Annotated in this window: 23 protein-coding genes; 7 read left to right on the top strand and 16 right to left on the bottom strand. The window is 70.6% G+C overall.

The features are described from left to right. Positions 1-131: 131 nt before the first annotated feature. Genes EL493_RS11790 through EL493_RS11780 form a run of 3 tightly spaced genes read left to right on the top strand, consistent with a single transcriptional unit; the run spans position 132 to position 2,481 of the window. Positions 132-497 (top strand): hypothetical protein, encoded by a 366-nt coding sequence (locus EL493_RS11790; RefSeq protein ID WP_019045824.1) that lies wholly within the window; start codon positions 132-134, stop codon positions 495-497. 35 nt (positions 498-532) lie between these two features. Beyond that, positions 533-1,228, top strand: a complete 696-nt coding sequence (locus EL493_RS11785) for a response regulator transcription factor (protein ID WP_019045823.1) — start codon at positions 533-535, stop codon at positions 1,226-1,228. Beyond that, on the top strand, positions 1,225-2,481 hold the full coding sequence (locus tag EL493_RS11780) for a HAMP domain-containing sensor histidine kinase (RefSeq protein ID WP_019045822.1): 1,257 nt from the start codon (positions 1,225-1,227) through the stop codon (positions 2,479-2,481). The genes EL493_RS11785 and EL493_RS11780 overlap by 4 nt, the downstream gene beginning before the upstream one ends. Before the next feature lies 1 nt (position 2,482). Here EL493_RS11780 and lepA read toward each other — a convergent pair whose 3' ends face one another. Then, positions 2,483-4,366 (bottom strand): translation elongation factor 4, encoded by a 1,884-nt coding sequence (lepA, locus tag EL493_RS11775; protein WP_051719511.1) that lies wholly within the window; start codon positions 4,364-4,366, stop codon positions 2,483-2,485. 70 nt (positions 4,367-4,436) lie between these two features. On the opposite strand from lepA, the gene EL493_RS11770 reads away from it, so the two are divergent. Further along, on the top strand, positions 4,437-4,988 hold the full coding sequence (locus tag EL493_RS11770; protein WP_019045820.1) for a type II toxin-antitoxin system PemK/MazF family toxin: 552 nt from the start codon (positions 4,437-4,439) through the stop codon (positions 4,986-4,988). A gap of 57 nt (positions 4,989-5,045) precedes the next feature. Here EL493_RS11770 and EL493_RS11765 read toward each other — a convergent pair whose 3' ends face one another. The 4 genes from EL493_RS11765 to EL493_RS11750 form a co-directional block, all read right to left on the bottom strand. After that, positions 5,046-5,822 carry an aquaporin gene (locus EL493_RS11765; protein ID WP_022567195.1) on the bottom strand — a complete coding sequence of 259 codons (777 nt, stop codon included), beginning with the start codon at positions 5,820-5,822 and terminating at the stop codon, positions 5,046-5,048. Between the two features lie 66 nt (positions 5,823-5,888). Next, positions 5,889-6,731 carry a transglutaminase family protein gene (locus EL493_RS11760; protein ID WP_019045818.1) on the bottom strand — a complete coding sequence of 281 codons (843 nt, stop codon included), beginning with the start codon at positions 6,729-6,731 and terminating at the stop codon, positions 5,889-5,891. After that, positions 6,728-7,705, bottom strand: a complete 978-nt coding sequence (locus tag EL493_RS11755) for an alpha-E domain-containing protein (RefSeq protein WP_019045817.1) — start codon at positions 7,703-7,705, stop codon at positions 6,728-6,730. Before EL493_RS11755 ends, EL493_RS11760 begins: the two co-directional genes overlap by 4 nt. Before the next feature lie 5 nt (positions 7,706-7,710). Next, positions 7,711-9,246, bottom strand: a complete 1,536-nt coding sequence (locus EL493_RS11750; protein ID WP_232017317.1) for a circularly permuted type 2 ATP-grasp protein — start codon at positions 9,244-9,246, stop codon at positions 7,711-7,713. A gap of 381 nt (positions 9,247-9,627) precedes the next feature. Here EL493_RS11750 and rpsT point away from each other — a divergent pair, with 381 nt between their 5' ends. Next, positions 9,628-9,888 (top strand): 30S ribosomal protein S20, encoded by a 261-nt coding sequence (gene rpsT / locus EL493_RS11745; protein ID WP_019045815.1) that lies wholly within the window; start codon positions 9,628-9,630, stop codon positions 9,886-9,888. A gap of 98 nt (positions 9,889-9,986) precedes the next feature. Continuing rightward, entirely contained in the window at positions 9,987-10,232 is a 246-nt protein-coding gene (locus EL493_RS11740; protein WP_019045814.1) for a hypothetical protein, read from the top strand. Positions 10,233-10,253: 21 nt separating this feature from the next. On the opposite strand, the gene EL493_RS11735 is transcribed toward EL493_RS11740, so the two are convergent. The 4 genes from EL493_RS11735 to EL493_RS11720 form a co-directional block, all read right to left on the bottom strand. Next, positions 10,254-11,552, bottom strand: a complete 1,299-nt coding sequence (locus EL493_RS11735) for an LCP family protein (RefSeq protein WP_019045813.1) — start codon at positions 11,550-11,552, stop codon at positions 10,254-10,256. An 89-nt stretch (positions 11,553-11,641) separates the two neighbouring features. Beyond that, positions 11,642-12,613, bottom strand: a complete 972-nt coding sequence (holA, locus tag EL493_RS11730) for a DNA polymerase III subunit delta (protein ID WP_019045812.1) — start codon at positions 12,611-12,613, stop codon at positions 11,642-11,644. Then, a complete protein-coding gene (locus EL493_RS32700; protein WP_019045811.1) occupies positions 12,573-16,220 on the bottom strand; it encodes a ComEC/Rec2 family competence protein in 3,648 nt (1,215 codons plus the stop codon). Before EL493_RS32700 ends, holA begins: the two co-directional genes overlap by 41 nt. Positions 16,221-16,680: 460 nt before the next feature. Then, positions 16,681-17,625: a ComEA family DNA-binding protein gene (locus EL493_RS11720; protein WP_019045810.1), complete on the bottom strand. Its 945-nt coding sequence runs from the start codon at positions 17,623-17,625 to the stop codon at positions 16,681-16,683. A gap of 179 nt (positions 17,626-17,804) precedes the next feature. Between EL493_RS11720 and EL493_RS11715 the strand changes: the two genes are divergently transcribed. After that, on the top strand, positions 17,805-18,767 hold the full coding sequence (locus EL493_RS11715) for a DUF2332 domain-containing protein (protein ID WP_019045809.1): 963 nt from the start codon (positions 17,805-17,807) through the stop codon (positions 18,765-18,767). A gap of 2 nt (positions 18,768-18,769) precedes the next feature. Here the strand turns inward: EL493_RS11715 and lexA are convergent, their stop codons facing one another. The 7 genes from lexA to EL493_RS11675 form a co-directional block, all read right to left on the bottom strand. Continuing rightward, complete coding sequence (lexA, locus tag EL493_RS11710) at positions 18,770-19,420, bottom strand: transcriptional repressor LexA (protein WP_030202594.1); 651 nt, start codon at positions 19,418-19,420, stop codon at positions 18,770-18,772. An 81-nt stretch (positions 19,421-19,501) separates the two neighbouring features. Next, the gene (locus EL493_RS11705) at positions 19,502-20,344 is read right to left on the bottom strand and encodes a DegV family protein (protein ID WP_022567193.1); all 843 of its coding nucleotides are present in this window, start codon (positions 20,342-20,344) and stop codon (positions 19,502-19,504) included. A gap of 3 nt (positions 20,345-20,347) precedes the next feature. Beyond that, on the bottom strand, positions 20,348-21,097 hold the full coding sequence (gene octT / locus EL493_RS33725) for a diglucosylglycerate octanoyltransferase (protein WP_081723254.1): 750 nt from the start codon (positions 21,095-21,097) through the stop codon (positions 20,348-20,350). A 1,021-nt stretch (positions 21,098-22,118) separates the two neighbouring features. Further along, complete coding sequence (locus EL493_RS11690; protein WP_019045805.1) at positions 22,119-22,778, bottom strand: histidine phosphatase family protein; 660 nt, start codon at positions 22,776-22,778, stop codon at positions 22,119-22,121. Positions 22,779-22,849: 71 nt separating this feature from the next. Then, positions 22,850-23,269 carry a ribosome silencing factor gene (gene rsfS / locus EL493_RS11685; protein WP_022567190.1) on the bottom strand — a complete coding sequence of 140 codons (420 nt, stop codon included), beginning with the start codon at positions 23,267-23,269 and terminating at the stop codon, positions 22,850-22,852. Positions 23,270-23,315: 46 nt separating this feature from the next. After that, entirely contained in the window at positions 23,316-23,957 is a 642-nt protein-coding gene (gene nadD / locus EL493_RS11680; RefSeq protein ID WP_022567189.1) for a nicotinate-nucleotide adenylyltransferase, read from the bottom strand. 11 nt (positions 23,958-23,968) lie between these two features. After that, on the bottom strand, positions 23,969-24,970 hold the full coding sequence (locus tag EL493_RS11675) for a hypothetical protein (protein ID WP_019045802.1): 1,002 nt from the start codon (positions 24,968-24,970) through the stop codon (positions 23,969-23,971). Positions 24,971-24,999: the final 29 nt, after the last annotated feature.

Below are 24,999 nucleotides of genomic sequence, written 5' to 3'. Positions count from 1 at the left end.
CCGTCGGAATCGGGGGGTCCCGATCCCAAGAGAACTCTAACGATTGCTCAACGGAGCGTGAAGATCGGCTGCTTAGCGTCGGTTTCGCCGGTCGCCCCGACCGGCGGATCCCACCGGAGGAGACCTTCGCCATGACCGTATTCACCGCCCACCGCCGGGCCCGCGCCGCCGCCGTGGTCGGCGGCCTCGCCGTCCTGACCGGCACCGTCGCCGGCGTCGCCAGTGCCGATCCCGCCGTGACCAGGGAGATCGGCCCCGACCGGACCCTGATCCTGTGTACCGCGCCGGACGGTCCCGGCGCCCCGGGCCTGCCGCCGCTCGCGGACGGGGCGCCCGGCCCGCGCATCCACATCGAACGCTTCGACGACGCCCCCACCGCACCCCTGCCGACGCTGCCCGGCGCACCCGGCGCGGACCTGCCCGGCGACTGCACGCGGATCGAATCCGGGGACGCGCCCGGCGGCGCCGTGCTCATCCGTCCGCCGCACGCACGCTGACCGGGGCCGATGATGGATCGCACTAGGGTGAGCGGATGACCGGACAGCAGATCTTGGTCGTCGACGACGAGGTCAGGGTGCTGGCGTCCCTGCGACGCGGCCTCGAGCTCTCCGGCTTCGACGTCGTCACCGCCGGTGACGGCGCCCGCGCGCTCGCCCTGGTGCGGTCCGCCGCGCCCGACGCCATGGTCCTCGACGTGAACATGCCCGAACTCGACGGCGTCGGCGTGGTCACCGCCCTGCGGGCGATGGGCAACGACATCCCCATCTGTGTCCTCAGCGCCCGCAGCGCGGTCAGCGACCGGATCGCGGCGCTGGAACGCGGCGCCGACGACTACCTCACCAAGCCGTTCGACCTGGGCGAGCTGGTCGCGCGATTGCGCGCGCTGCTGCGCCGCAGCGCGGCCGCGAGCGCGGCGCCACCGGGCAAGACGGTCCGGGTCGGCGCGGTGGACATCGACCTGGCCGGCCATCGGGTACACGCGGGCGGCAGGCAGGTCGAGCTGACCAAACGCGAATTCGAGCTGCTGGCCATGCTCGCCGACCACCTCGGCGTGGTGCTGGGCCGCGAGCAGATCCTGTCCGCGGTCTGGGGCTACGACTTCGCCACCGACACCAATGTGGTCGACGTGTTCGTCTCCTACCTGCGCCGCAAGCTGGAAGCCGACGGTGTCGCCCGGGTCGTGCACACGGTGCGCGGCGTCGGATTCGTCCTGCGCGAGCGCCCGTGAGGACCGGGTCGTGGTCGCTGCGCACCCGGGTCGCCGTGGTGTCGGGGGTGGTCGCCGCGCTGGTGGCGATCACGCTCGGGCTCACCTACGCGGCGCTGCTGAAGGTGGCGGGCACCCGTCAGCTCGACCAGACCGTGTCGACCATGCACGTGCAGGTGGTGCGCGGACCCGACGGGGTGACGATGCGCACGCCGATCGCGCCGCCGGAGCCGTTGCCCGCGCCCGACGTCACCGAGCCACCGATCCTGGGCGCCCCGTTCGATCCGGCACTGGCCCCGGTGCAGGGCGCGCCCGGCCTGGTGGTGCGGCTCAACCCGGACCGTGACCTCGTCGACGCCGCCATCACCCGCAGCCAGCTGATGGGACTCGGCATCGGCGTCGGCGGGATTGTCGTCGCGGCCGGATTGGGTTGGGTGCTGGCCGGTTTCGCGGCCCGGCCGCTACGCAGACTGGCCACGGCCACCCACGAGATCGACACCCTCGACGAGCTGCCTCCGCTGTCGGGGCGCGGCGCACGCGAAGCCGAGGAACTCTCCGACGCGATCACCCGGATGCTGGCCCGGCTCGAGACCGCGCACGGCGAGACCAGGCAGGCGCTGGCGAGCGCCCGCGATTTCGCCGCGGTCTGCGCGCACGAACTGCGCACCCCGCTCACGGCGATGCGCACCGATCTGCAGGTGCTGGCCGGTGACGACCTGCCCGCCGAGCACCGCGGCGCCGTCCTGGCCGACGTGCTGGCCGCCGAGCGCCAGATCGAGCGCACGCTGGCCGATCTCGAACGGCTCGCCGTCGGCGAGCTCACCGATCGGGGCGCCTTCGAACCGTTCGAGCTGTGCGAAACCCTCGACCGGGCCGTCCAGAACGCACGGCGCGCCCAGCCCGGCGTCGACATCACACTCACCGCCTGCGAACCGGTGCCGATGACCGGGCTGCCCGGCGGCATCCTGCTGATCGTCACCAACGCCGTCGCCAACGCGGTGCTGCACGGGCAGGCCACCGAGATCGCGGTGGCCGCCACCGTCGACACGGACGGCATCGCGATCACCGTCGACGACAACGGCACCGGGATCCCGGAGCACCTGTCCCCCACCGCGTTCGACCGCTTCGCCAAACGACCCGGCTCACCGGGTTCGGGACTGGGACTCGCGCTGGTCCGGCAGCAGGCTGCCCTGCACGGCGGCACCGCCGCACTGACCCGAAGCCCGCTCGGCGGCACGCGCCTGCTGGTGCGCGTCACCGCCGAGCCAGCCTGAGCTACTTGCCCTTCGGCTTGTCCGAGGCGGCGTCGGAGGACAGCGCGGCCACGAAGGCCTCCTGCGGCACGTCGACCCGGCCGATGGTCTTCATGCGCTTCTTGCCTTCCTTCTGCTTCTCGAGCAGCTTGCGCTTACGGCTGATGTCACCGCCGTAGCACTTGGCCAGCACGTCCTTGCGGATCGCCCGGATGTTCTCGCGGGCGATGATCTTGGAACCGATCGCGGCCTGGATCGGCACCTCGAACTGCTGGCGCGGGATCAGCTCGCGCAGCTTGGTGGTCATCTTGTTGCCGTAGGCCTGGGCGGCGTCCTTGTGCACGATGGCGCTGAACGCGTCGACAGCCTCGCCCTGGAGCAGGATGTCGACCTTCACCAGCGCCGACGACTGCTCGCCCGCCTCCTCGTAGTCGAGCGAGGCGTAGCCGCGGGTGCGTGACTTGAGCGAGTCGAAGAAGTCGAAGATGATCTCGGCCATCGGCAGCGTGTAGCGCATCTCCACGCGCGTCTCGGACAGGTAGTCCATGCCGAGCAGTTCGCCGCGCCGGCTCTGGCACAGCTCCATGATGGTGCCGACGAACTCGCTCGGGGCGATCACGGTGCACTTGGTGACCGGTTCGAAGGTCTGGCGCACCTTGCCCTCGGGCCAGTACGACGGGTTGGTGACGATGTGCTCGGTGCCGTCCTCCATCACCACCCGGTAGATCACGTTGGGCGCGGTGGAGATCAGGTCCAGGCCGAACTCGCGCTGCAGCCGTTCGCGGGTGATCTCCATGTGCAGCAGCCCGAGGAAGCCGCAGCGGAAGCCGAAGCCCAGCGCCACCGAGGTCTCCGGCACATAGGTCAGGGCCGCGTCGTTGAGCTGCAGTTTGTCCAGCGCGTCGCGCAGATCCGGGTAGTCCGAGCCGTCCACCGGGTACAGGCCCGAGTAGACCATCGGCCGCGGTTCCTGGTAGCCGGCCAGTGCCGAGGCGGCGCCGTCGCGGGCGGAGGTGACGGTGTCACCGACCTTGGACTGACGCACGTCCTTCACGCCGGTGATGAGATAGCCCACCTCACCCACGCCCAGGCCCTGGGTGGGCTTGGGTTCGGGCGAGACGATGCCGATCTCGAGCAGCTCGTGCTGCGCGCCGGTGGACATCATCTTGATCTTCTGGCGCGGGGTGAGCTTGCCGTCGACCACACGCACGTAGGTGACCACGCCGCGATAGGTGTCGTAGACCGAGTCGAAGATCAGCGCGCGGGCCGGGGCGTCGGCGTCGCCGACCGGCGCGGGCACCTCGGCGATCACCTTGTTCAGCAGCGCGTCGACGCCGACACCGGTCTTGCCCGAGACCCGCAGCACGTCGTCGGGCTCACAGCCCACGATGTGGGCGATCTCGGCGGCGTAGCGGTCCGGGTCGGCGGCGGGCAGATCGATCTTGTTCAGCACCGGGATGATCACGAGGTCGCGTTCCATCGCCAGATACAGGTTCGCCAGCGTCTGCGCCTCGATGCCCTGCGCGGCGTCGACCAGCAGGATCGCGCCCTCACACGCCTCCAGCGCCCGCGACACCTCGTAGGTGAAGTCGACGTGGCCAGGCGTGTCGATCATGTGCAGGACGTAGTCCTCGCCGTCGACACTCCACGGCAGCCGCACGTTCTGCGCCTTGATGGTGATGCCGCGCTCGCGCTCGATGTCCATCCGGTCCAGGTACTGGGCACGCATCGCCCGCTCCTCGACCACACCGGTGAGCTGCAGCATCCGGTCGGCCAGGGTCGACTTGCCATGGTCGATGTGCGCGATGATGCAGAAGTTCCTGATCCGGGCCGGATCGGTGAACGTCGTATCGGCAAAACTGGAAGCCACTCCACTCCTCGAGGGGTATCGGCGAACTGGGTCCATCGTCCCATGCGCCGAATCGCGGCCCTGTCACCGGTGCACCGAAGCGGTGAGTCACCGTTATATTTCAGGGATGGCCAGCAGTTGGAACACACTCGGCAAGCAACTCGGCGTCATCGCCAAGGAGCAGGGACCGAAGATCGTGCGCAAGCAGGGGCCGCGGCTGCTCGAGAAGCTGGTGGGAGCGCTGGCGGCCAAGCCGGAACCCACCGTCGCGGTGCGTCCCACCGCGTCCACGCCGGTGCCCACCGCCCATCGCGCGCGCCAGATCGTCTACTGCCCGCAGCTCGACGGACGCGCCGACCCCGGCGAGATCGTGTGGACCTGGGTGCCGTTCGAAGAGGATCCGACCAACGGTAAGGACCGCCCGGTGCTGGTGGTCGGACGCGACCGCAAGACCCTGCTCGGGCTGATGCTGTCGTCCAAAGCCGAACGCGCGCACGACCGCAACTGGGTCGGCATCGGCGCTGGACCGTGGGACCACGACGGCAGGCCGAGCTGGGTGCGCCTGGACCGGGTGCTCGACGTGCCCGAGGACGGGATCCGGCGCGAGGGCGCGATCGTCGAACGCAAGACATTCGACCTGGTCGCGCACCGGCTGGTCGCCGAGTACCACTGGAGCTGAGCACACGGGAAACCCCCGACCGGCCGATGCCGGATCGGGGGTTTCATCGTTCGGGAATCAGCTCAGGACGTCGCGGGAACGGCCGAAGATCAGGCCGTACAGCAGCGAGCCCAGCACACCGCCGACCAGCGGGAACAGCACGAATGCCCACACCTGCCCCAGCGCGCCGTCCTGATAGGGCGCCACGGCCAGGCTGCGCACCGGATTGACCGAGGTGTTGTCGATCGGCAGCGAGACCAGGTAGATCACCGTCAGCGTGACACCGATCGAGAGCCCGGCCAGCGGTACATCGGAGATCTGGTCGGTCGAGGCCAGCACCACGAAGACCAGCAGCGCGGTCAGCATCACCTCGATGATGATCGTCGCGGCCAGGCCGTATCCGTTCTGGACCACGACCGCGCCGAGCGGCCCGCGGATCGCCGAGGGGCTGTGCGCGCCCCAGCCGTTGGCGCCCAGCCCGTCGACCGGGCGGTCGTAGGCGGGCAGATTGTTGGCCAGTGCGAACACCACCAGTCCGGCGAGGAAGCCGCCGACCAGTTGCGCGACGACGTACGCACCGGCGCCGACAGCCGAGATCCGGCCCAGCAGCAGCTGTCCGAGCGTCACCGCGGGATTGACGTGGCAGCCCGAGATCGGCCCGATCGCGTAGACGAGGAACATCAGCGTCAGACCGAACGCCAGGGCGACCCCGAGCGCGCCGACCCGGTCACCCGCCAGCACCAGGGTCCCGACGCCGCAGACCACCAGGATGAAAGTGCCTATCGCTTCGGCGGCCCATTTCTTGACCTCGGGCACGACTTCGGGTTCGACGAGTTCCTGTGCAGTGGGAGACATCTGCCACCACCTCTCCGGGAGGATTCATCCCCGCGGCGAGCGGGGTCCGCACGAGCGAAGTGGACATTACGCGAGGCGGGTCACCTCTACAACGACCTCGAGGTCCGTCGAGCCGCCGCCGGAGAACACGCCTTTCAGCGGGGGCACGTCGGCGTAGTCACGCCCGACGCCCACCGAGACGTGCTGCTCGTTGACCGCCAGATTGTTGGTGGGGTCGTAGCCCCACCACTGCCCGGTCCACGCCTCCACCCAGGCATGGGACTGCCCCGCCACCGTCTCGCCGATCCCGGCGCCCGGCTTCGGATGCAGATAGCCCGAGACATACCGGCTCGGAATTCCCATGCTGCGCAACAACACCAGCGTCAGGTGCGCGTAGTCCTGGCAGACGCCGCGCCGCTCGGCGAAGGCCTCGAGCGCCGAGGTGTGCACCGAGGTCGTGCCCGCGATGTAGTCCATCTCCTTGTGCACCCACTCGGCGGCACGCACCACGGCCTTGGCCGGTTCCTCCCCGCGCGAGAGCTGCCGGGCCACGGTGGCGAGCTTGCGATCACGCGGGACATAGGCGGTGGGACTGAGCATTTCGTCGAACCGGTCGACGATCCGGCCCGCGCGCAGCTCGTCCCAGCTCAGTTCCTCGGTGGGCTCGGCGAACGGTTCGGTCTCCACCACCGACGAGCCGGTCACCTCCAATTCGGTGTGCGGGGCGTGCAGATCGAAGGCGGTGACCGCGGTGCCCCAGTAGTCGGTGTAGCGATACGACCTGGTGGCGGGCACGGTTTCGACGCGATTGAGGATCACGTTCTGCCTGCTGTCCGCCCGTGGGGTGAGCCTGGCCTCGTTGAACGACCGCGTCACCGGCGCGTCGTAGACATAGCCGGTGGTGTGCACCACCCTGATCCGCCAGCTCACAGTTCGCCCTCCACCTGCACGCGCCCGTCGGAATTGCGGCGCACATCGGTCCAGGCCACCCAGGGGGCGGCGTGGAAGTACTGCCGGGACACGGCCTCGCTCACCTCGCGGCAGCATTTCTGCAGCGCGAGCAGCCTGCTCTGCAGATCCTCCAGCAGCACGCCCGGCGGCAGGAATTCGAGTTCGCTGCGGGCGCGGCCGAGCACCCGCTGCGCCTCGTGCCGCGCGCCGACCCGGCTGCCCGGCCGCTGATCCAGCTCGGTCAGGCAGGCCTCGGCGACACGCAGCGTATGGAACACCGAGCGCGGGAACAGCCGGTCGATCAGGATGAACTCGGCGACCCGGGCCGCGTCCAGCGCGCCGCGATGGGTGCGCAGATAGGTGTCGTGCGCGCCCGCCGAGCGCAGCACCGTCACCCAGGCCGGTGAGGAGGTGCGGTCGCCCGCGCGCGAGAGCAGCAGGCGCACCATCATGTCCACCCGTTCGATGGACCGGCCCAGCAGCAGGAAGCGGTAACCGTCGTCGCGCGAGAGCGTCGAGTCGGTGAGCCCGGTGAACATCGCCGCGCGGTCCTTGATGTAGGAGAAGAACTCGTGCGGGCCCAGGCCACGCGCCGCCTTCTCCGCCGTCGCCAGCCCGTTGTAGGTGGCGTTGAGGCATTCCCACATCTCGCTGGAGGTGACTTCGCGTGCGCCACGGGCGTTCTCACGGGCCTTGCCGATGGAGTCGCTGATGGACACGCCGTGGTCGTGGCTGAACGCGACCAGGTCGGTCACCGACCACACGTCCAGGCGCAACCCCTCGGGCGGTTCGATGCCGAGCACCTTGAGCAGCACGCGGGAGGTGCGGTCGGCGTCGACGGTGGCGTCCTCGAGCAGCTGGTGCACGGCGACGTCGAGGATGCGCGCGGTGTCGTCGGCGCGCTCGACGTATCGGCCGATCCAGTAGAGGGATTCGGCGTTGCGAGCAAGCATGTGTGTCAGTCCCCGATCAGCCGCTGCGTCTGTTGTTGTTGCTGCTGTTGCTGATTGGCCTGCGGCGCGCTGAGCTCGCGGCCCAGCTCGAACGAGTCGGCCTGCGGCGGATCGCTCACCAGTTCCGGCCCCGCCAGCTCCCGGTCGACCGGTCCGGAGCGGCCCGCCAGCACCCAGGTGTCCTTGCTGCCGCCGCCCTGGCTGGAATTCACCACCAGCGAACCTTCCGGTAGCGCCACCCGGGTGAGCCCGCCGGGGAGTACCCAGATGTCCTCGCCGTCGTTGACCGCGAAGGGCCGCAGGTCCACGTGCCGCGGCACCAGCTCGTTGCCGATCTTGGTCGGCACGGTCGACAGCTGCACCACCGGCTGGGCGATCCAGCCGCGCGGATCGGCCTTGATCTTGCGCTTGACCGCCTCCAGCTCGCGCGGCGTCGCGTCGGGGCCGATCACGATGCCGTAGCCGCCCGACCCCTCCACCGGCTTCACCACGAGTTCCCCGACGCGATCGAGAACTTCCTCGCGTTCCTCGTCGAGCCAGCAGCGGAAGGTGTCGACATTGGGCAGGATCGGCTTCTCGCCCAGGTAGTACTCGATGATCGTGGGCACGTAGGTATAGATGAGCTTGTCGTCGCCCACGCCGTTGCCGACCGCACTCGAGATCACCACATTGCCCGCGCGGGCCGCGTTGAGGACGCCGGCGACGCCGAGCACCGAGTCGGGCCGGAAGTGCATGGGGTCGAGGAAGGTGTCGTCGATGCGCCGGTAGATCACGTCGACCTGCCGCTCCCCCGCCGTCGTGCGCATGTAGACGACGTTGTCGCGGCAGAACAGGTCGCGGCCCTCCACCAGCTCCACACCCATCTGCCTGGCCAGCAGTGAATGCTCGAAATAGGCCGAGTTGTGCACGCCGGGGGTGAGTACCACCACCGTGGGATCGGCCTCGTTCGGCGCCGCGGAGGCCCGCAGCGCCCGGAGTAGGTGGGTGGCGTAGTCGCCGACCGCGCGTACCCGGTGCGAGGAGAACAGGTCGGGGAAGACCCGGGCCATCGTGCGCCGGTTCTCCATCACATAGGAGACCCCCGAGGGCGAGCGCAGGTTGTCCTCGAGCACCCGGAAGTCGCCGCGCTCGTCGCGCACCAGATCGATGCCGGAGACGTGGATGCGCACCCCGTTCGGCGGGACCAGCCCGGCGGCCTCGCGGTGGAAGTGCTCGCACGAGGTGACCAGCCGCTTGGGGATCACCTGATCGCGCAGGATGTTCTGCTCGCCGTACACGTCGGCCAGGAACAGCTCGAGCGCGGTGACGCGCTGTTTGATGCCGCGTTCGAGCTTGGCCCACTCCGCGGCCGCGATCACCCGCGGCACCAGGTCCAGCGGGAACGGGCGCTCCTGACCGGACAGCGAGAAGGTGATGCCCTGGTCGATGAACGCGCGGTCCAGCGCCTCGGAGCGCTTGGCCAGGTCGTCGACGTCGTTGGAGGCCATGGCGGCGTGGATGCCCTTGTAGGGCGCCCGCACCCGGCCCTGGGCGTCGAACATCTCGTCGAAGGCGTCGGCGAAGCGGCCGGGTCCGTACCCGTCGAACAGGCCCGCGGTGCCCGGGTGCCCGTTCGTCCTCACCACCGCCGGTGATCCAGATCGAGCCGTTGTCGGCGCTGTGGTGGAGGTCATGGGAAAAACTGTGCATCACCCGGCGGCAGGGTCGTGTGAGACACAGGTAAATTTCTTGCATCACCTGAAACGGGTGAATTCGGCGCAGGGGTGATCGAGGCCCGATTTCGCCGGGCGGTGCCGAGCTGGTAACCTCGATCTTCGGCGCGGTGTTACCCGTAGTTCAGCACCATCTGCTGCATCGTGGGCGCGCGCCCGACGAGCTTTCAAGGCATACCACCCAGCGACAGGAAACCAGAGGATACAGGCGTGGCCAACATCAAGTCCCAGATGAAGCGGATCCGTACCAACGAGGCGGCGCGCAAGCGCAACCAGTCGGTCAAGTCCGCGCTGCGCACCGCGATCCGCAACTTCCGTGAAGCTGCCGCCAGCGGCGACAAGGAAAAGGCTGCCGAGCAGCTGCAGTTCGCGAGCCGCAAGCTCGACAAGGCCGCCTCGAAGGGCGTCATCCACGCCAACCAGGCCGCCAACAAGAAGTCCGCGCTCGCGCTGGCTCTGAACAAGATCTGATCCGGGCGGGGTCACCCCGCTCAGCAATACTTCGCAAGACGCAGCCGCCGTGGCCTCGATGACCACGGCGGCTTTTGTCGTCGGCTACCATTCCGCGCATGTTGACGGTGTACGCGAATCAGACGGTGGTACGAGGCGACGACCTGGCCGAGGTGGTCCGCGCCGCGGAAATCCTCGGCATCGGTCTCAAGATCGAGAACGTGATGGTCCCCGACGAGGACGGTGGCTATTCCGCCGCCTGGATCGTCACCAGGGAGGACGAGGTTCCGCTCTACGAGGAGTGGGACGGTCGCTACGAGGATCTCGACGAGGACGAGGAACAGCTCGCCGCCGTCGGCGAGTGATCGGGCCCGGTTCCCGCAGCTTCAGTTCACACAGGGGATCCGTCCCGAGGTGATGTCGCCGCGGACCGGCCTGCCCGCGTCCGGTGTCCCCGACAGCGGTGTGGTGGTGGTGCTGGTCCGCCAGGCGCCCGTCGACGTCTCGACGGGCCAGGCGGCAGGCGGTTCGGTCCGGGGGGTCGTGCGCCGCGTGGTCGTCGGCAGGACGGGGACGGGCAGACCGAATGCGGTGGCGATCTCGCGGCGGATCGCCGTACGGTCGACGATGTTCACGTCCTGCCCGTTGATCACGTCGTAGCGCACGATCGGCAGGGTCCGGAATTCCACCTGCGGATCCTGCGCGGTGCCCAGGGTGCGGACGAACTCGGTCATGTTCCAGCCCTCCGACAGCACGATATTGCGGTGGGCCACCTCCATCAGCTCCGCCAGCTTTCCGGGATCGGTGAGGGTGCCCGCGCTGCGCAACTGCTGCGCGACCGAGGTGAGGAAGGCCTGCTGCCGGTGAGTGCGGTCGAGGTCGCCGTGCTCGAGTCCGTGCCGCTGCCGCACGAATGCCAGCGCCTGCGCCGGGTCGAGATGCTGGCGGCCGGCCGGGAAATCGGCGCCGGAGAACTCCAGGTCCCGCACGGGATGGTTCAGGCACACCTCCACGCCGCCGAGCGCGGCCGCCAGCTCGTAGAAGCCGCCCAGGGTCACCTCGGCGAACCGGTCGATCGGCACGCCGGTCAGGTCGCGCACCGCCCGCACGATCGAGGCGCGCCCCGCTTCGCGTCCCGCCTGTTCCAGCCGCCGCTGATCGGTGACGCCGCGCGCGATGAGCTGATCCTGCACGGCGGCCTTCTTCAGCCCGTACGCCTCCTTGATCTTGGCGTGCGTGTAGCCGGGGATGCCGCTGACCTGCACGTAGTCGTCGCGCGGGATGGACACCGCGACGATCTTGTCCAGCGCGGCCGGGATGTGCACCAGGATCAGCGTATTGGCGTTGTAGCCGCCTTCGTCGCCGTCGCCGGCGTGCAGCTGGTCGAGCACGGCGGGCGGGAGTTCGTCGCCGTTCTGGTCGCGCCGGGTGTCCAGGCCGATCAGCAGGATGTTGAGGTCCCCGCCCAGGGAGTGTGGTGCGTCGTCCTCGATGGCGTTCGAGCGCAGGAACCCGGCGTCGAAATCGCCGGCGGTGGACCAGCCGTACGCGGTGACGGCGACCACGAGGGCCGACAATCCGGCGGCGAACCCCCGGCCGAACGCGGTCGCCCAGCGACCCGCCGAACCCCGAGCGCGGCGGCGTCGTCCGCGCTCCCCGGTCCCGCTGTCGGTCGGGTGGTCCATGTCATGATCAACTGTGCCAGCCGCGAGGGCGGGCGGACATCGCGATTCGGTCCCGATTCCGTGGCGAGCCCGCGTGTCGGCTCGGCGGCTCAGCCCGCCGCGCGGAGATCGAGAATCCGGGCCAGGGCGTGTTCCACGGCGTAGGTGGAGTCGGCCGCACCGCCTTTGACGTCGGCGTTGAGGGCGGCGACCACCTGGAGGGCGGTGCCGATCGTCGCCGGGGTCCAGCCGCGCGCCTGGGCCTGGGCCTTCTTCACCTTCCACGGCGGCATGCCCAGCGTCTGGGCGAGCTTGAACGGATCACCGCGCCCCGCGGATCCGACCCGGGCGATGGTGTGCACGGAGTCGGCCAGGGCATCGGCCAGCAGCACGTGCGGGACACCCCGGTCGGTGGCCCAGCGCAGCGCTTCCATCGCGGCGGACCGGTCGCCCGCCACCGCCAGTTCCGCGACATCGAACCCGGTGACCTCGGCCCGCCCGGAGTAGTACCGCCGGACCGCGTTCACATCGACCTTGCCGCCGGTGTCGGCCACCAATTGCGAACAGGCGGCGGCCAGCTCACGCAGTTCGGACCCGACGGATTCGATCAGCACCTGCACCGCGTCGGCGGGCACCCGTACCCCCGCCGCCCGGAACTCCGCGCGCACGAACTCCATCCGCTCACCGGCCTTGGTGAGTTTCGCGCAGTCGTGCACCTGGGCGCCCTGCTTCTGCAGCGCCGGTGCCAGTGCCTTCGCCCGTCCGCCACCGGAGTGCAGCACCATGAGCACCACACCGTCGGGCGGGTCGGCCGCGGCGTCGGTGATCACCGCGACCGCGTCCTTGCCCGCCTCGGCGGCCGACTCGAGCACGATCACCCGGTCCTCGGCGAACAGCGAGGGACTCAGCAGCTCGGCCAGTTCGGCGGTGCTCGCGTCACCGGCGCGGAGCCGGTCGACCGGCACCGAGTCCGGATCGGGGGCACCCGCCCGCACCTGCGCGGTCACCAGCGCGACGGCGCGTTCGACCAGCAGTTCCTCGTCACCGAGAACCAGATGTACCGCGGCAGGGCGTTCGCTCACCAGGCGATCCTACGTTCGCCCGCCGACAGGCCGGCGGTGCCCGGTCGTCGCCTCGCGGTTCCGGGCTCTTTCGTCCACGAGGACCCCGACGGCGAGCAGTGATCACTCGCGGCTCGGCCGCCGTGCCGAAGACGACCACGTCACCGTCGCGGTCGGTGCGGGCAACGGTCGCGCCCAGTGCCGCCAGGGCCGTGGTGATGCTCGGGTGCGGGTGGCCGAAGGTGTTGTCGGCACCGGAACTGATCAATGCCAGCCGCGGCCGCACTGCGCGCAGGAACTCCGGCGTAGTGGTCCGTGACCCGTGATGCGGCACCTTCAGAATGTCGGCCCTGACCTCGCCGCCCCGCAGCACCCGCGCCTGCGCCGCGGCTTCTATATCGCCGGTCAGCAGCACCGTCCCCACCGAAGTCCGTGCGCTGAGCACCACCGACCGATCGTTGGCTTCGTCCGCGTCCAGCGCCGATGCCCGGTTCCCTGCCGGAGCCAATACCGTCAACTCCACCGCCCCGAACGTCAGCACCTGCCCAGCAGACAACTCCAGCAATGAAACCCCCGCGGCTTTCGAGAGCTCAGCGACCTTGGCCATCCCGCTGGCGCCGCTCGATTTGCCCTGCACGACACCATGTTCGGGCTCGACGTCCTGGTGCTCCCGACAGGTGGGCGCTGCTGCCCCGTTCGCGCAGCATGGCACCGGACCGCCCGGCCGAGCATCGGTGGGCAGTTCCGAGCGCGCGGGTACGGCACTCTCCAGCCGAGCGACGGCGGCCGGTGCAGTGCGTACAGGCAGGGCCCCCTGCTGCCGCGCGACCGCGGCCGGTGCCAAGTACATCGGCACCACACCTCCCCGCCGAGCGGCGGCCAGTGCCGAGTCCGCTGGCGCGGCATCGCCCGACCGAGCGACGAAGGGCCGTTCCCGCTGCATCGGAGTGGCGCTTCCCCGCCAAGCGACGGTGGCCGACGCAGGGAGCGCGGCACCGCCTGGCCGAGCGTCGATCGGCGGTCCCGGATGCGCAGGCGCGGCATTGTCCGGCCGAGCATTGGTGGCCGGTCCCGGCCCCACGGGCACAGCACTTCCCCGCGCATCGCCGACGGCCAGTTTCGAGTGCGCTGCCGCGTCACCACGATGCCGAGCGTCGGTTGCTGGAATCGAGCGCACCGGCACAGCGCCTCCCGGCGCAGCGGCGGTCGCCGGCTCCGCAGGCGGTTTCGGGTGCACGGGCGCGGTGCTTGCCGATCGAGCATCGGCGGGCGGCGCCGAGTGCGCCGGGGCGGCGTCTCCCGACCGAGCATCGGCGGGCGGCGCCGAGTGCGCCGGGACGGCGTCTCCCGACTGAGCGACGATGGCCGGTTTCGAGCGCGCAGACGTGGCGACTCCCGACCGAGCATCGGTAGACGGTCCAGAGTGCACAGGCACGACGACCCCCAACCCAGCATCGGTAGACGGTCCAGAGTGCACAGGCACGACGACCCCCAACCCAGCATCGGTAGACGGTCCAGAGCGCACAGGCACGACGACCCCCAACCCAGCATCGGTAGACGGTACCGGCTGGGCAGTACCGGCGACTCCCGGCAAAGCGTCGGTGGCCGGTTTCGAGTGCGCGGGCGCGGTGCTCCGCGGCTGAACGTCGGGTGACGGTGCGGAATGCGCGGGTGCGGTGCTGGTTCGGGGGTGGGTGATGTTCTGGGGCTCGGCGGTTTTGTTTCCGGTGCGCGGTGTGCTGGGGCAGGGAGGGCTGTGGTCGAGTTCGCCGGGTGCGGTGGCTATGGCGGTGATCGTGCGGCCGCGGAAGGCGCCGGCGAGGCCGTCGATGTGGTCGGCGTGGGGGTGGGTGAGGACCAGGAGCGGGATGTGGGTGATGTCGAGGTGGTCTAGGCAGCGGCGGATGGCTCGGGGGTCGGGGCCGGTGTCGATGACGACGGCGGCGTGGGGGCCGACGGCGAGGGCGAGACCGTCGCCCTGACCGACGTCGCACATGGCCACCGCCCAGCCGTCAGGTGGCCATCCCGGGTGCCACAGGCGCATCGGGATCAGCACCGTGGAGACCCCCAGTGCACAGACCGCGAGCAGGCGCCGGGTCTTCGACCAGCGCAGGGCGGCTATCAGAAGCACCATGATCGCCGCGGCCACCAACCCGCCGAGTGCGCCCTCGGGCACCGCCATCGTGGCGCCAGGTACCGCGGCCAACCGGTCGGCGACCGAGAGCAGCCACCACAGCGGCGGTCGCGCGCACCACAGCACCGCGACCGCGGCGTCTCCCCAGAGCCAGGCGAGTGCGGCGCCCATCGCGCCGATCACGGTGATCACGCCGACAACGGGCGCCACCAGGGCGTTCGCGAGGATCGCGACCAGGCTGACCCGTCCCGAGAGCGCCACCATGAGCGGCAGGGTCACGACGAACGCGGCCGCGGCGACGGCGACGATCTCCGCGGGGGCCCGCCACCATCCTCGCGCTCGCAGCCAATCCGCCCAGCTCGGCGCGAGAAGAATCAGCCCGGCGGTGGCGAGCACCGACAGCGCGAATCCGGCGCTCACCGCGAGATACGGTGCCACACCGAGCAATCCGATCACCGCGGCACCCAAGGCGGGCAGCGCCTGTTTGCGTCGGCCGGTGAGCAGGGCGAGCACCGTCACCGATCCCATGGCCGCCGCACGCAACACACTCGGGTCGGGGCGGGCGAGGACGACGAACACAACCACCGTCCCCGCCGCCGCGATCGCACTGGATCGAGGACCGAGAGTGAGCAGTCTGGTGAGGGCGAGGAGCGCAGTCAGAAGGATCGTGAAATTCGCGCCGCTGACAACTGCCAAGTGCTGCAGGCCAGTGATGTCGAAATTGTCCCGGACCTCGTCGGACAGGGCCGCCGTGTCACCGACGACGAGTGCGGGCAGCAGGCCGGCAGCGGCGGGCGAGAGTGCCCGTGCCGCAGCGGCCGACAGATCAGCCCGCACTCCGGTCGCCAGGCGCTGCCACCACGGCGGGACGCCGACCAGTTCCGGTGCGGCTACCGGATGCAGGGCCGCGACGGTGAGATCCGACCGGGTCGGCTCACTCACCTTGCCGCGGAACCGAATAGCTTGCCCCGGCGACAACGCCGACCATTCGGCACCCTGGGCGATGATCACCAGCGAACCACCGACTCGCGTGGTCCCCGAGCCGCCCCCGAACTCCCGCAGCCCGGCGTGCACGATCCACGGGCGCTGACCACCGAAACCGCCCGCCCGCATCAGTTTCGGATCATCGGTCACCACGGCGACCACCGGTACCGTTCGCCCGAACGACTCCCGCAAGGGATGAGCCTCGACGTGATACGCCCGCCACGCCCCCGCCGCCCCAAATCCCGCCGCCAGCAGCATCGCGGCCAACCCCGCCACCGCGACCACCCGCCACCGCTCCCGCTCGTGCGCGACGGCCCACAACCAGACCACCCACAGGGCGATCGCCACGACAACGGCACCGACCGCCAGAAGCACCCCGGCGAACCAGCCGAGGGACAACGCGACAATCGTCGCCACCCAGCACCCGAGCGCCGCGGGCACCAAGCGCAGATCGAGCGCCTGCCGCTCCCCCGTCGGGGTCACCAACTCCTCCCCCGCCGTCCCCCTCATCCGCCCGCCGGGTCCGTCACCGGCGCGTCAGCGCACACCGATCGGCGCCCGAGCACCGACGAAACGCCGAAACACCCGAATTCCATACTGCTGTAAGAATGTTCGACGCAATCCGGAAAGCAGGTCGAGAATCCCGCGTTAGATTCTCCGCGAGCGTCCGACCCCGGCGCCGTATCGACGCCGCGCGACGGGGACGAGCCGACCAGCGGGCCAAGGTCACGTTCGGTCCCCGGGCTCTCCCCTGCGCCCGATCCGGCCCACGTACCCGCCCCATCTCGCGGGCGCACATCCGCCAGGACAACTTCTCCATCTAGGCCACCAGCTGGACGGCCAACGGTGGCCCCTGCACCTGTGTCATCGTGCCCGTGCGTCTCAGAGGCCGCGGTTTCCGCGCACGCTCCCGCCACCGGTGTGCTCGCATCCGACTGCGGCGCTGTGTCGGGCTGGGCAGCAGTCCTTCTCACGTCGTCACCAGGTCGCGCAGGCGGGCGAGGCGGGCTGGGCCGATTCCGTCTACTTCGCCGAGCTGGGAGATGTCGGTGAAGCGGCCATTGGTTGTGCGCCAGCTGATGATGGCGGTGGCGGTGACCGGGCCGACGCCGGGGAGCGCGTCGAGTTCGGCTTCGGTCGCGGTGTTGAGGTTGACGCGGTTCTTGGGTGCCTGTGCGGTGCCGGTGCTCGTGGTGCGTGGCGAGTTCGAAGTCGGGCCCGCGGCACCGCGCGAGACACTGCTCGTCCTTGGGCCGGAGTCCGGGGCAGAGGCCGCGACCACGATCTGGTCGCCGTCGGAAAGGCGCTGGGCCAGATTCAGTCCGGCGAGGTCGGCGCCGTCGGTCGCGCCACCTGCGGTGTCGATGGCATCGGCGACGCGGGCGTCGCCGGGGAGCCGGTGCAGGCCCGGTCTGGCTACCAGGCCGACCACGCTGACAACGACTTCTGCCGTGGTGTTCTGGCTCGCACCTGGCACCGCGTGCGCCGCGGAGACCACTTCACCGGGTACCGAGGTCCGTTCCGCGCGCACCATCGGCACCGGTGGCACCGATTGCGCCACCGGCTGATCGCGCACGACCAGCACGCCGGTCAGTACCACCGCGACCACACCGACCACGCCGAGGACCATGGTTCCCCGGCGGCCGGGATCGACACGGGCGCCGCGGAACCGTTCGGGCACGAAACGTCGGAGGCCGCCTGTGTCGGCGCCGTCGTCGAGCCACCCCGGTGGGCGGACCTCACCGGTCGACGGCACGAGTTCGTCGTCGTCCCAGCGTCCGCCGGTGCCGGCGTCGGTGCGGGCCGTTCCGGCTCCCGGAACGGCGGGCCGGGCACCGCCGGGTCCGGGTTTGTCGCGCAGTGCCAGCCCGCCCAGCCGTTGCCGTACCCGTTCGCGCTCTTCGTGTCGTGGCATGGGCTCGACGCTACGAGCGGACGACGCCGCGAAATGGCTGCCGACCTGCGCGAGTGGCCGGCCTGTGGACAACCGCGAACCTGTGGACAACCCCCGGTCGCAGGCCGTTCCGGACCGGGATCGGCGCGGTGTGCGCGAATACGGTGCGGGCATGGCCGAGACGACGTACGGATGGATCCATGGAACTGGCACAACGCTTCCGCGACTTCGCCGAGCGCGAGGCCGGCGGGAATTCCCCGCGCTATCACCGGCTCGCCCTCGAGATCGCCGAGGACTCGGCGGTGCTGGCGCTGATCGCCGAATTGCCCACGGACAAGCAGCAACCCAATCTGGTGCTGGCGTCGGCGCGCGTGCACGGAGCGGTCCCGTCGCCCTATCGCCGGTTCCGCGACCATCTGATCGCGCACTGGCCCGCGATCGCGGCGACAGCGCGGACCCGCCGCACCCAGACCAACGAAGCCGGACGCGCGGCCACGCTGCTTCCGGTGCTCGCCCGGCTGCCCGGACCACTGTCGCTGATCGAAGTCGGCGCATCGGCCGGTCTGTGCCTGTACCCCGACCGATTCAGCTACCGCTACAACGGGAACGGGCCCGATCCCGCCGACGGCCCTTCCTCGGTGGTGCTGCCCTGCGCGGTCACCGGCCGAGCGCCGATCCCGGCACGGCTGCCCGTGGTGGTGCATCGAGCGGGCGTGGACCTGAATCCCCTGGACGCGGCCGACAGCCACGACCGCGAATGGCTGGAGGCCCTGATCTGGCCGGGGCAGGAGGAACGCCGCACGCGACTACGGGCGGCGTGCGCGATCGCCGCGGCCGACCCACCCCGGCTTGTGGCCGGCGACGCGCTCGAGCACCTCGCCGAACTGGTGCGGTCCGCGCCGCCGGACAGCACCGTGGTCGTGTTCCACAGCGCGGTGCTCACCTACCTCGCACCGCGAGCACGGGCCGAATTCGTGGCAACGGTGCGGACACTGCCCTGCCACTGGATCTCGCAGGAGGGCACCGGCGTACTCGCGGAGTTCGCCGGTCGGCTGCCCGGGCGCGAGACGATCGCCGCGCGGATGGTGCTCGCGGTCGACGGCGAGCCGGTGGCCTACGCCGGGCCGCACGGTCAGTCGCTGGACTGGTTCGGCCCGGCCTGATCTCAGACCCGGCGCATCACCGACACCACGCGGCCCAGGATCACGGCCTCGTCACCGTCGATCACGGAGTAGGCGGGGTTGCGTGGTTCGAGGTACACGTGGCCGTTGCGGCGGCGATACACCTTCACCGTGGCTTCCTCGCCGATCATGGCGGCGACGATATCGCCGGTGTTCGCCTCACGCTGACTGCGGACCACGACCAGATCGCCGTCGCAGATCGCGGCATCGATCATCGAGTCGCCGCGCACCCGGAGCGCGAAAACCTCACCGCGCCCGACGAGTTCCCGCGGCAGGGTCAGCAGATCGTCGGCGTGCTGCTCGGCCAGGATCGGCGCGCCCGCGGCGATGTCACCGACGACGGGCACCGAGACCGACGTCTCGGACTGTGGCGCGGGGCCGTGGCGCAGGAACAGGCGCACATCGATGGGACGGGTCACCGCGGCGCTGCGCCGCAGGAATCCGTCCTCCTCCAGGGCTTTCAGATGCTTGGAGACCGTGGAGGTCGACTTCACGCCGACCGCGTCGGCGATCTCCCTGGCGCTGGGCGGATAGCCGTGGGCCAGTACCGAATCCCGGATCACGGCGAGGATGTGTTGCCTGCGCTGCGGCAGGTGCGAGGCGTCGAGGTAGTCGAGGTCGTCGAATCCGGTCACCGGGGCATCGTAGTGGCCCACCGGATCCGGGCGTTCGCGCAGGCTGTCGGCGTGGCGCCGGAATCCGGCCGGCGCCGTCTCCTACGAGCAGCCGCCCGGCACCACGAGCACGCCGAGCGCACCGACACCGAGGTGGACGCCCAGGGTGGGGCCGAATTCGGTGACGTGCAACTCCTCGACCTCCGGCACCTGGTCGCGCAGCTGAGCGGCGATGGTCTCGGCGGCGTCGGCGGCCCCGAGGTGCTGCACCGCCAGCGCGGCACCGTCGCGGCCGGCCGCTTCCACCGCGGCGGCGACCAGTTTGGCGTAGGCACGCGACCGGGTACGCACTTTCTCGCGCAGTTCCAGCTTGCCCTCGACCAGCTGCAGCAGCGGCTTCGACACCAGTTCACTGCCGAAGAACGCCGCGGCACTGCTCAGCCTGCCGCCACGACGCAACTGCTCGGTGCGGTTGACCAGGATGAACGTCCGGGCTTTGGCCGCCGCGGTCACCGCACGCTCGTAGACCGCGTCCAGCGCGTCTCCGGCGCGGGCCCGGCGGGCGGCGGCGAGCACGGGCAGTCCGGTCGCCAAGCCTGCACCCAGCGAATCCACCAGGCGCACACTCTTTTCCGCGTCCATGTCGCGCACCGCCTGCCTGCCCGCCTCCCAGGTGGCCGACAGGGTGCGCGACAGGTGCACCGCGACGACTCCGTCGCCGTCGCTGTGATCCAGCGCGCGCTCGTAGACCTCACGCAACTCGCCGGGCGAGGCCGCGGACGTGGTGACCGAGTCCGTCGTGTAGTCGATCTCGACGGGGTCGACGCCCTCCCGGATCTCCCGGTCGCCGACGAACACGTGCAACGGCACCACTTCGATACCGAGCTCGGCGACGACGTCGGCGGACAGGCCCGCGGCCGAGTCGGTGACCACCACTACGGTCACGGACTACCTGACCTCCTGCAGCGCCTTGGTCATCGCCGTCGCGACCGCGGCGTGCCCGGCCCAGCCCCAGTGGATACCGTCCGGGTTGGCGGCACCGGATTCGATGTCGTCGCGGACGGCCTCGCCGAGGTCGACCAGCGGTACCGAGGTACGGCCCGACCACGCCTGCAGTGCCTTGACCGCGCGCGCCCGGCCGCGATGCACCCGGCCGTAGGCATCGCACTTGTGCACCGACGGCAGCACCGCGACCACGGGCAGCTCGGGACGCAGGTGCTGCAGCGCCTCGCGCGACTGCTCGAGATAGTCGACGCTCACCTTCGGCGGAAGCGCCACGGGCCGCCCGAGTTTCGACAGCTTCGGCTGCAGCCAGTTGTAGGTGGAGCGCACCCCGCGCCGCAGCTTGGGCGGACGGATGTAGCGGATGAGTTCGCGCAGCGCGGTCGGCAGCGGCGAGGGCAGGGTGTCCATGCCACCGACGGCGAACACGACGGCGCCGGCACGCGGCACCGCGGCCCACACCCGAGGATCGCCGATCAGCGCCCAGTAGGCGTCCCGGCAGGTCCAGCCGATCCGGGCGATCAGCTCCACGTCCCAATCCAGTTCCGCGGCGACCATATTCGGCCAGATCCGCGGATCGTCGGCGGGCAGGCCGCCCTTGGGCCCGTAGTACGCGAGCGAGTCGGCGATCACCAGCAGCACCGGACGCGGCGAGGCGGACTCCACCGCCCGCGGCTCGGTCTCCGCGGCAACCAGCACGGCGTCCTCGACGACGAGCTCGACCTCGGCGAGTGCAGTCGCGGCCGGACCAGCGGCAAAACCGACGGACGCGGTCTCGGCGACAGCACCCGCGGCCGAACTGGCGACGGAACCGGCGGAAACCGTCTCGGCGACAGCACTCGCGGCCGGACCGGTGGCGGAGCCGACGGAAGTGGTCTCGGCGGCCGCCGGAGCAGCCCCGAGAGAATCGCTTGCCACCGGCGCCGACGAATCGGCGGGGCCGACCGACGAATCAGCCGAGGCCGCGACCTCGTCGGCGGATCGACGTTCCTGCGCCGCACCCGAATCCGCTTCGGTCCTGGCTGCGGTGGAAGCTTGCGAGTCGCCCGGGGCGGGAGCCTCCGGGTCGCCCTGGGCGGTGCCCGCCGCCTGGCGGTCCGCCTCTGACACCGCGCCCGCAGGCGCCTGCGCGCCCACAGCATCACCGGGGAGACCAGCAGTGTCCGAAGACTCTACTTCCCCAGCTGGATCCGGCTCCGCGCCGGTAACCGGCGCCGAGGCCTGGGCTTGCCCGAGCGAACTGTCCGAATCCTCCGGTGCACCGGAGTCGCTGCCTGTCGTCGCCCCAGCCTCAGCGGCGGACTTCGCGTCGGTCACCACGGCTTCGGCGGCGACAGCACCGGTTTCCGGCTGCGCCGCAGCGGTTTCCGCCGAAGCACTCGCCGTCGAAGACCCGCCGGACTCGCCGAGGCTCTCGCCTACCGAAGCCACGTCGTCCTCGGCGGACGCCGATTCACCGGCAGCTTCGGCCGATTCGGGCTCGGCGGCGACCGGCGCGGGTACGGGCGGCGGGCCGAACAGCGCGTCGGGTAGGGATCGTTCGCTGCGCGCGGTGACCTGCTTGAAGAGTTCGTCCGGTACCGAACGGATGGGCTCCTCACGCTCCTGGCGTGCGGGCCGAGCGGGTGGCGGGCCGAACAGCGCGTCCGGCAATTGCCGTCCGGCCTTGGCCGTCACCTGCTGGAACAGTTCGTCCGGTACCGATCGGACGGGCTCTTCAGAGGACATCGGGAGCTACCTTCGCCGCTGCGTTCCAAACATCGAGGCGCCAACCGGGCCGGTCGATGTCAGGGCCGTGGCTGGACAGCTGCACCCAGCTCGTATTCGCCAGCCCACCGAGGGCGGGCCAGTTGTCCGGGGGCAGTTCCAGCAACGCGGCCGTGAGGGCAGCGATCAGCCCGCCGTGCGCAACCAGGATGATAGTCCGGCCCGGCCAATCCTGCCGCTCGTTGTACAGTTCGCGCACCACGGGCAGGGCCCGCGCGCCGACCTCGAGTTTGCTCTCGCCACCGGGCGGTGTGTAGGTGGCGTCGAGCCGCCACTGCACGCGCGCGCCGGGGTAATCGGCGTCGACCTCGATGTGGGTCAGCCCCTCCCAGTCGCCCAGGTGGGTTTCGCGCAGCCGCTGGTCGGTGACGACCGGCAGATTGCTGATGTCACCGAGCGCCTGCGCGGTCTCCTTGGCCCGGCGCAGATCCGAGGCGTGCACCGCGATCGCGTTGCGGGACACCAGTTCCCGCGCCGCCTCCTTGGCCTGCTGCCTGCCCAGATCGGTGAGATCGGTATCGATCTGACCTTGCATGCGGTCGGCGGCGTTCCACTCGGTCTGTCCGTGCCGCAGCAGGATCAGCGTGCGGACGTGCGCGTACTTGCCCACCCGGCGCTGCTCGGTGGTGTGCGGGGGCCCTGCCTGGGGACGTTGCGCTCCCGTCTCCTGGCCCTGGCTGCTCACTCGGTGTCGCCCTCTACCTGTGCGTCGTCGTCGGCGGCCGGCGGGGTCGCCGGTGCGGCGATGCCCTCCACGGCCACGGTCGGGCAGTCCCGCCACAACCGCTCCAGCGCATAGAAGTTGCGCTCGTCGTTGTGCTGGATGTGCACGACGATGTCGACGTAGTCGAGCAGCGCCCAGCGACCCTCGCGGGTGCCTTCGCGACGGACGGGCTTGTGCCCGGCTTCGCGCAGCTTCTCTTCGACGTTGTCGACGATCGCGTTGACCTGGCGCTCGTTGGGCGCCGAGGCGATCACGAAGCAGTCGGTGATCACCAGCTGCTCGGAGACATCGAGGACGACGACGTCGGTGGCGAGCTTGTCGTCGGCCGCGAGCGCGGCGACCTTGGCCATCTCGATCGCTTCTGCCGTGGCGCTCATGCGGCCTCCCCCGGACAGGTCAGAACCTCGCTCGTGTGGCTCACCGTCAGCTACCTTCCGTTCCTGCGGGCCCATACAGGTGCCGCTTCGATATGTACTGCACCACGCCGTCGGGGACGAGGTACCAGACCGGCCGACCCTCCGCGGCGCGGCGGCGGCATTCGCTCGACGAGATGGCCAGCGCCGGGATCTCGATCATCGTGACGGCGTCGGCGGGCAGGTCCCGCAGATGCTCCTCGAGATGGTCGGTGTTCAGCTCGTACCCCGGACGGCTCACCCCGACGAACTTCGCCAGTTCGAACAGTTCGGTCCAATCCTGCCATGTCAGGATGTTGGCCAGCGCATCTGCACCGGTGATGAAGTACAGCTCGGCGTCGGGATGCGCGTTCTGCATCTCGCGCAGCGTGTCCACCGTGTAGGTGACCTTGTTGCGTTCGATGTCGGCCCGGCTGACCGAGAACCTGGGGTTGGACGCGGTGGCGATGACGGTCATCAGGTAGCGGTCCTCGGCGGGGCTGACCTGCTTGTTCACCTTCTGCCACGGCTGTCCGGTCGGCACGAAGATGACTTCGTCGAGCTCGAACCGGTTCGCGACCTCGCTGGCCGCGACCAGGTGGCCGTGATGGACGGGATCGAAGGTGCCGCCCATGACGCCGAGCTTGCGGCGTGGCCGAGCTGTTTCGTGCATGAGGTCCGAGCTTAACGGGGTCGCCACCATTCGAGCGGATCGGTCCGCTCCGGGACGGCCCGATCCCCGGCCGGGCCCGACGCTTGCGCGCACATCTGGGCGAACTGGCCGCGGGTCCGGGCCAGCTCCTCGGCGATGTGGGCGGCTGGCTCGGCCGCCTGCAGCCGGTTCAGTTCGGCCATGAGCACGTCGACGGTGATCCACCACGGTCCGCGGATCCGCCCGCCGGGACCGCGTAGCTGCAGCCAGGCCGCGGCGCGCAGGCAGCGGGCGCGCGGGACGATCTTGCCCAGTTCGCCCCACAGGCCGGCGGCGCGCAGGTAGCCGCCCAGCGCCTCGGATTCCTGCCCGCAGCACTCGCGGGCGACGGCGGCCGACCACACCAGGTCGGCGTGCAGGCGGCGCTGCGCGGGGGTACCGGCGATCAGCCGGGCCGCCTCGGTGAACTGCCAGGCCGCCTGCCGGTAGCGGCCGAGCCGCATCAGCGATTCGGCGAACTCACCGCGGACCAAGGCGAGCTCGCCGGCCGGATAGCCGACGCCGTCGGTGACCAGCGGCCGGTCGAAGGCGGTGACGGCCTCGGCGTGCCTGCCCGCCCGCGCCCACGCCCGTCCGGCGACCACCCACAGGTGTGCGGCGTCGGCCGCCGAGATCGGCTGCCAGCAGGCGGCCGCGGTGGCCGCCGCGCGGGCCAGGTCGCGGTCGCGATCGGGCTGGGCGGCGATCGCCGTGACCAGCCGGGTGCGCAGCTGGGCGAGTTCGCGGCCGTCGAGCTCGCCGCAGCCGACGACGAGGGCGCGGCGCAGTTGTTCCTCCGCGGCGGCCGGTGCGTCCGCCAGCCGGATCGCCGCGATGCCGGCCAGCCGCCGTGCGGCCGCGGCGGCGGCGCCGGGGCGCAGGTGCTCGGGCGGGGACGGCGCGGTGGACTCGCCCGGGACGGCCGGGGCCGACAAGGGGATCGCACCGGACTCGACCGCGGAACCACCGCCCTTGTTCGCGAACGGGTCGGTCACCGGGCGAACCGCACCGATCGCGATGCCAT

Origin of the sequence: Nocardia asteroides, assembly GCF_900637185.1 — a bacterium.
In the GTDB taxonomy this organism is placed as follows: domain Bacteria; phylum Actinomycetota; class Actinomycetes; order Mycobacteriales; family Mycobacteriaceae; genus Nocardia; species Nocardia asteroides.
Note: the sequence above shows the minus strand (reverse complement) of the source record. Positions and strands in the feature narration are given on the sequence as shown.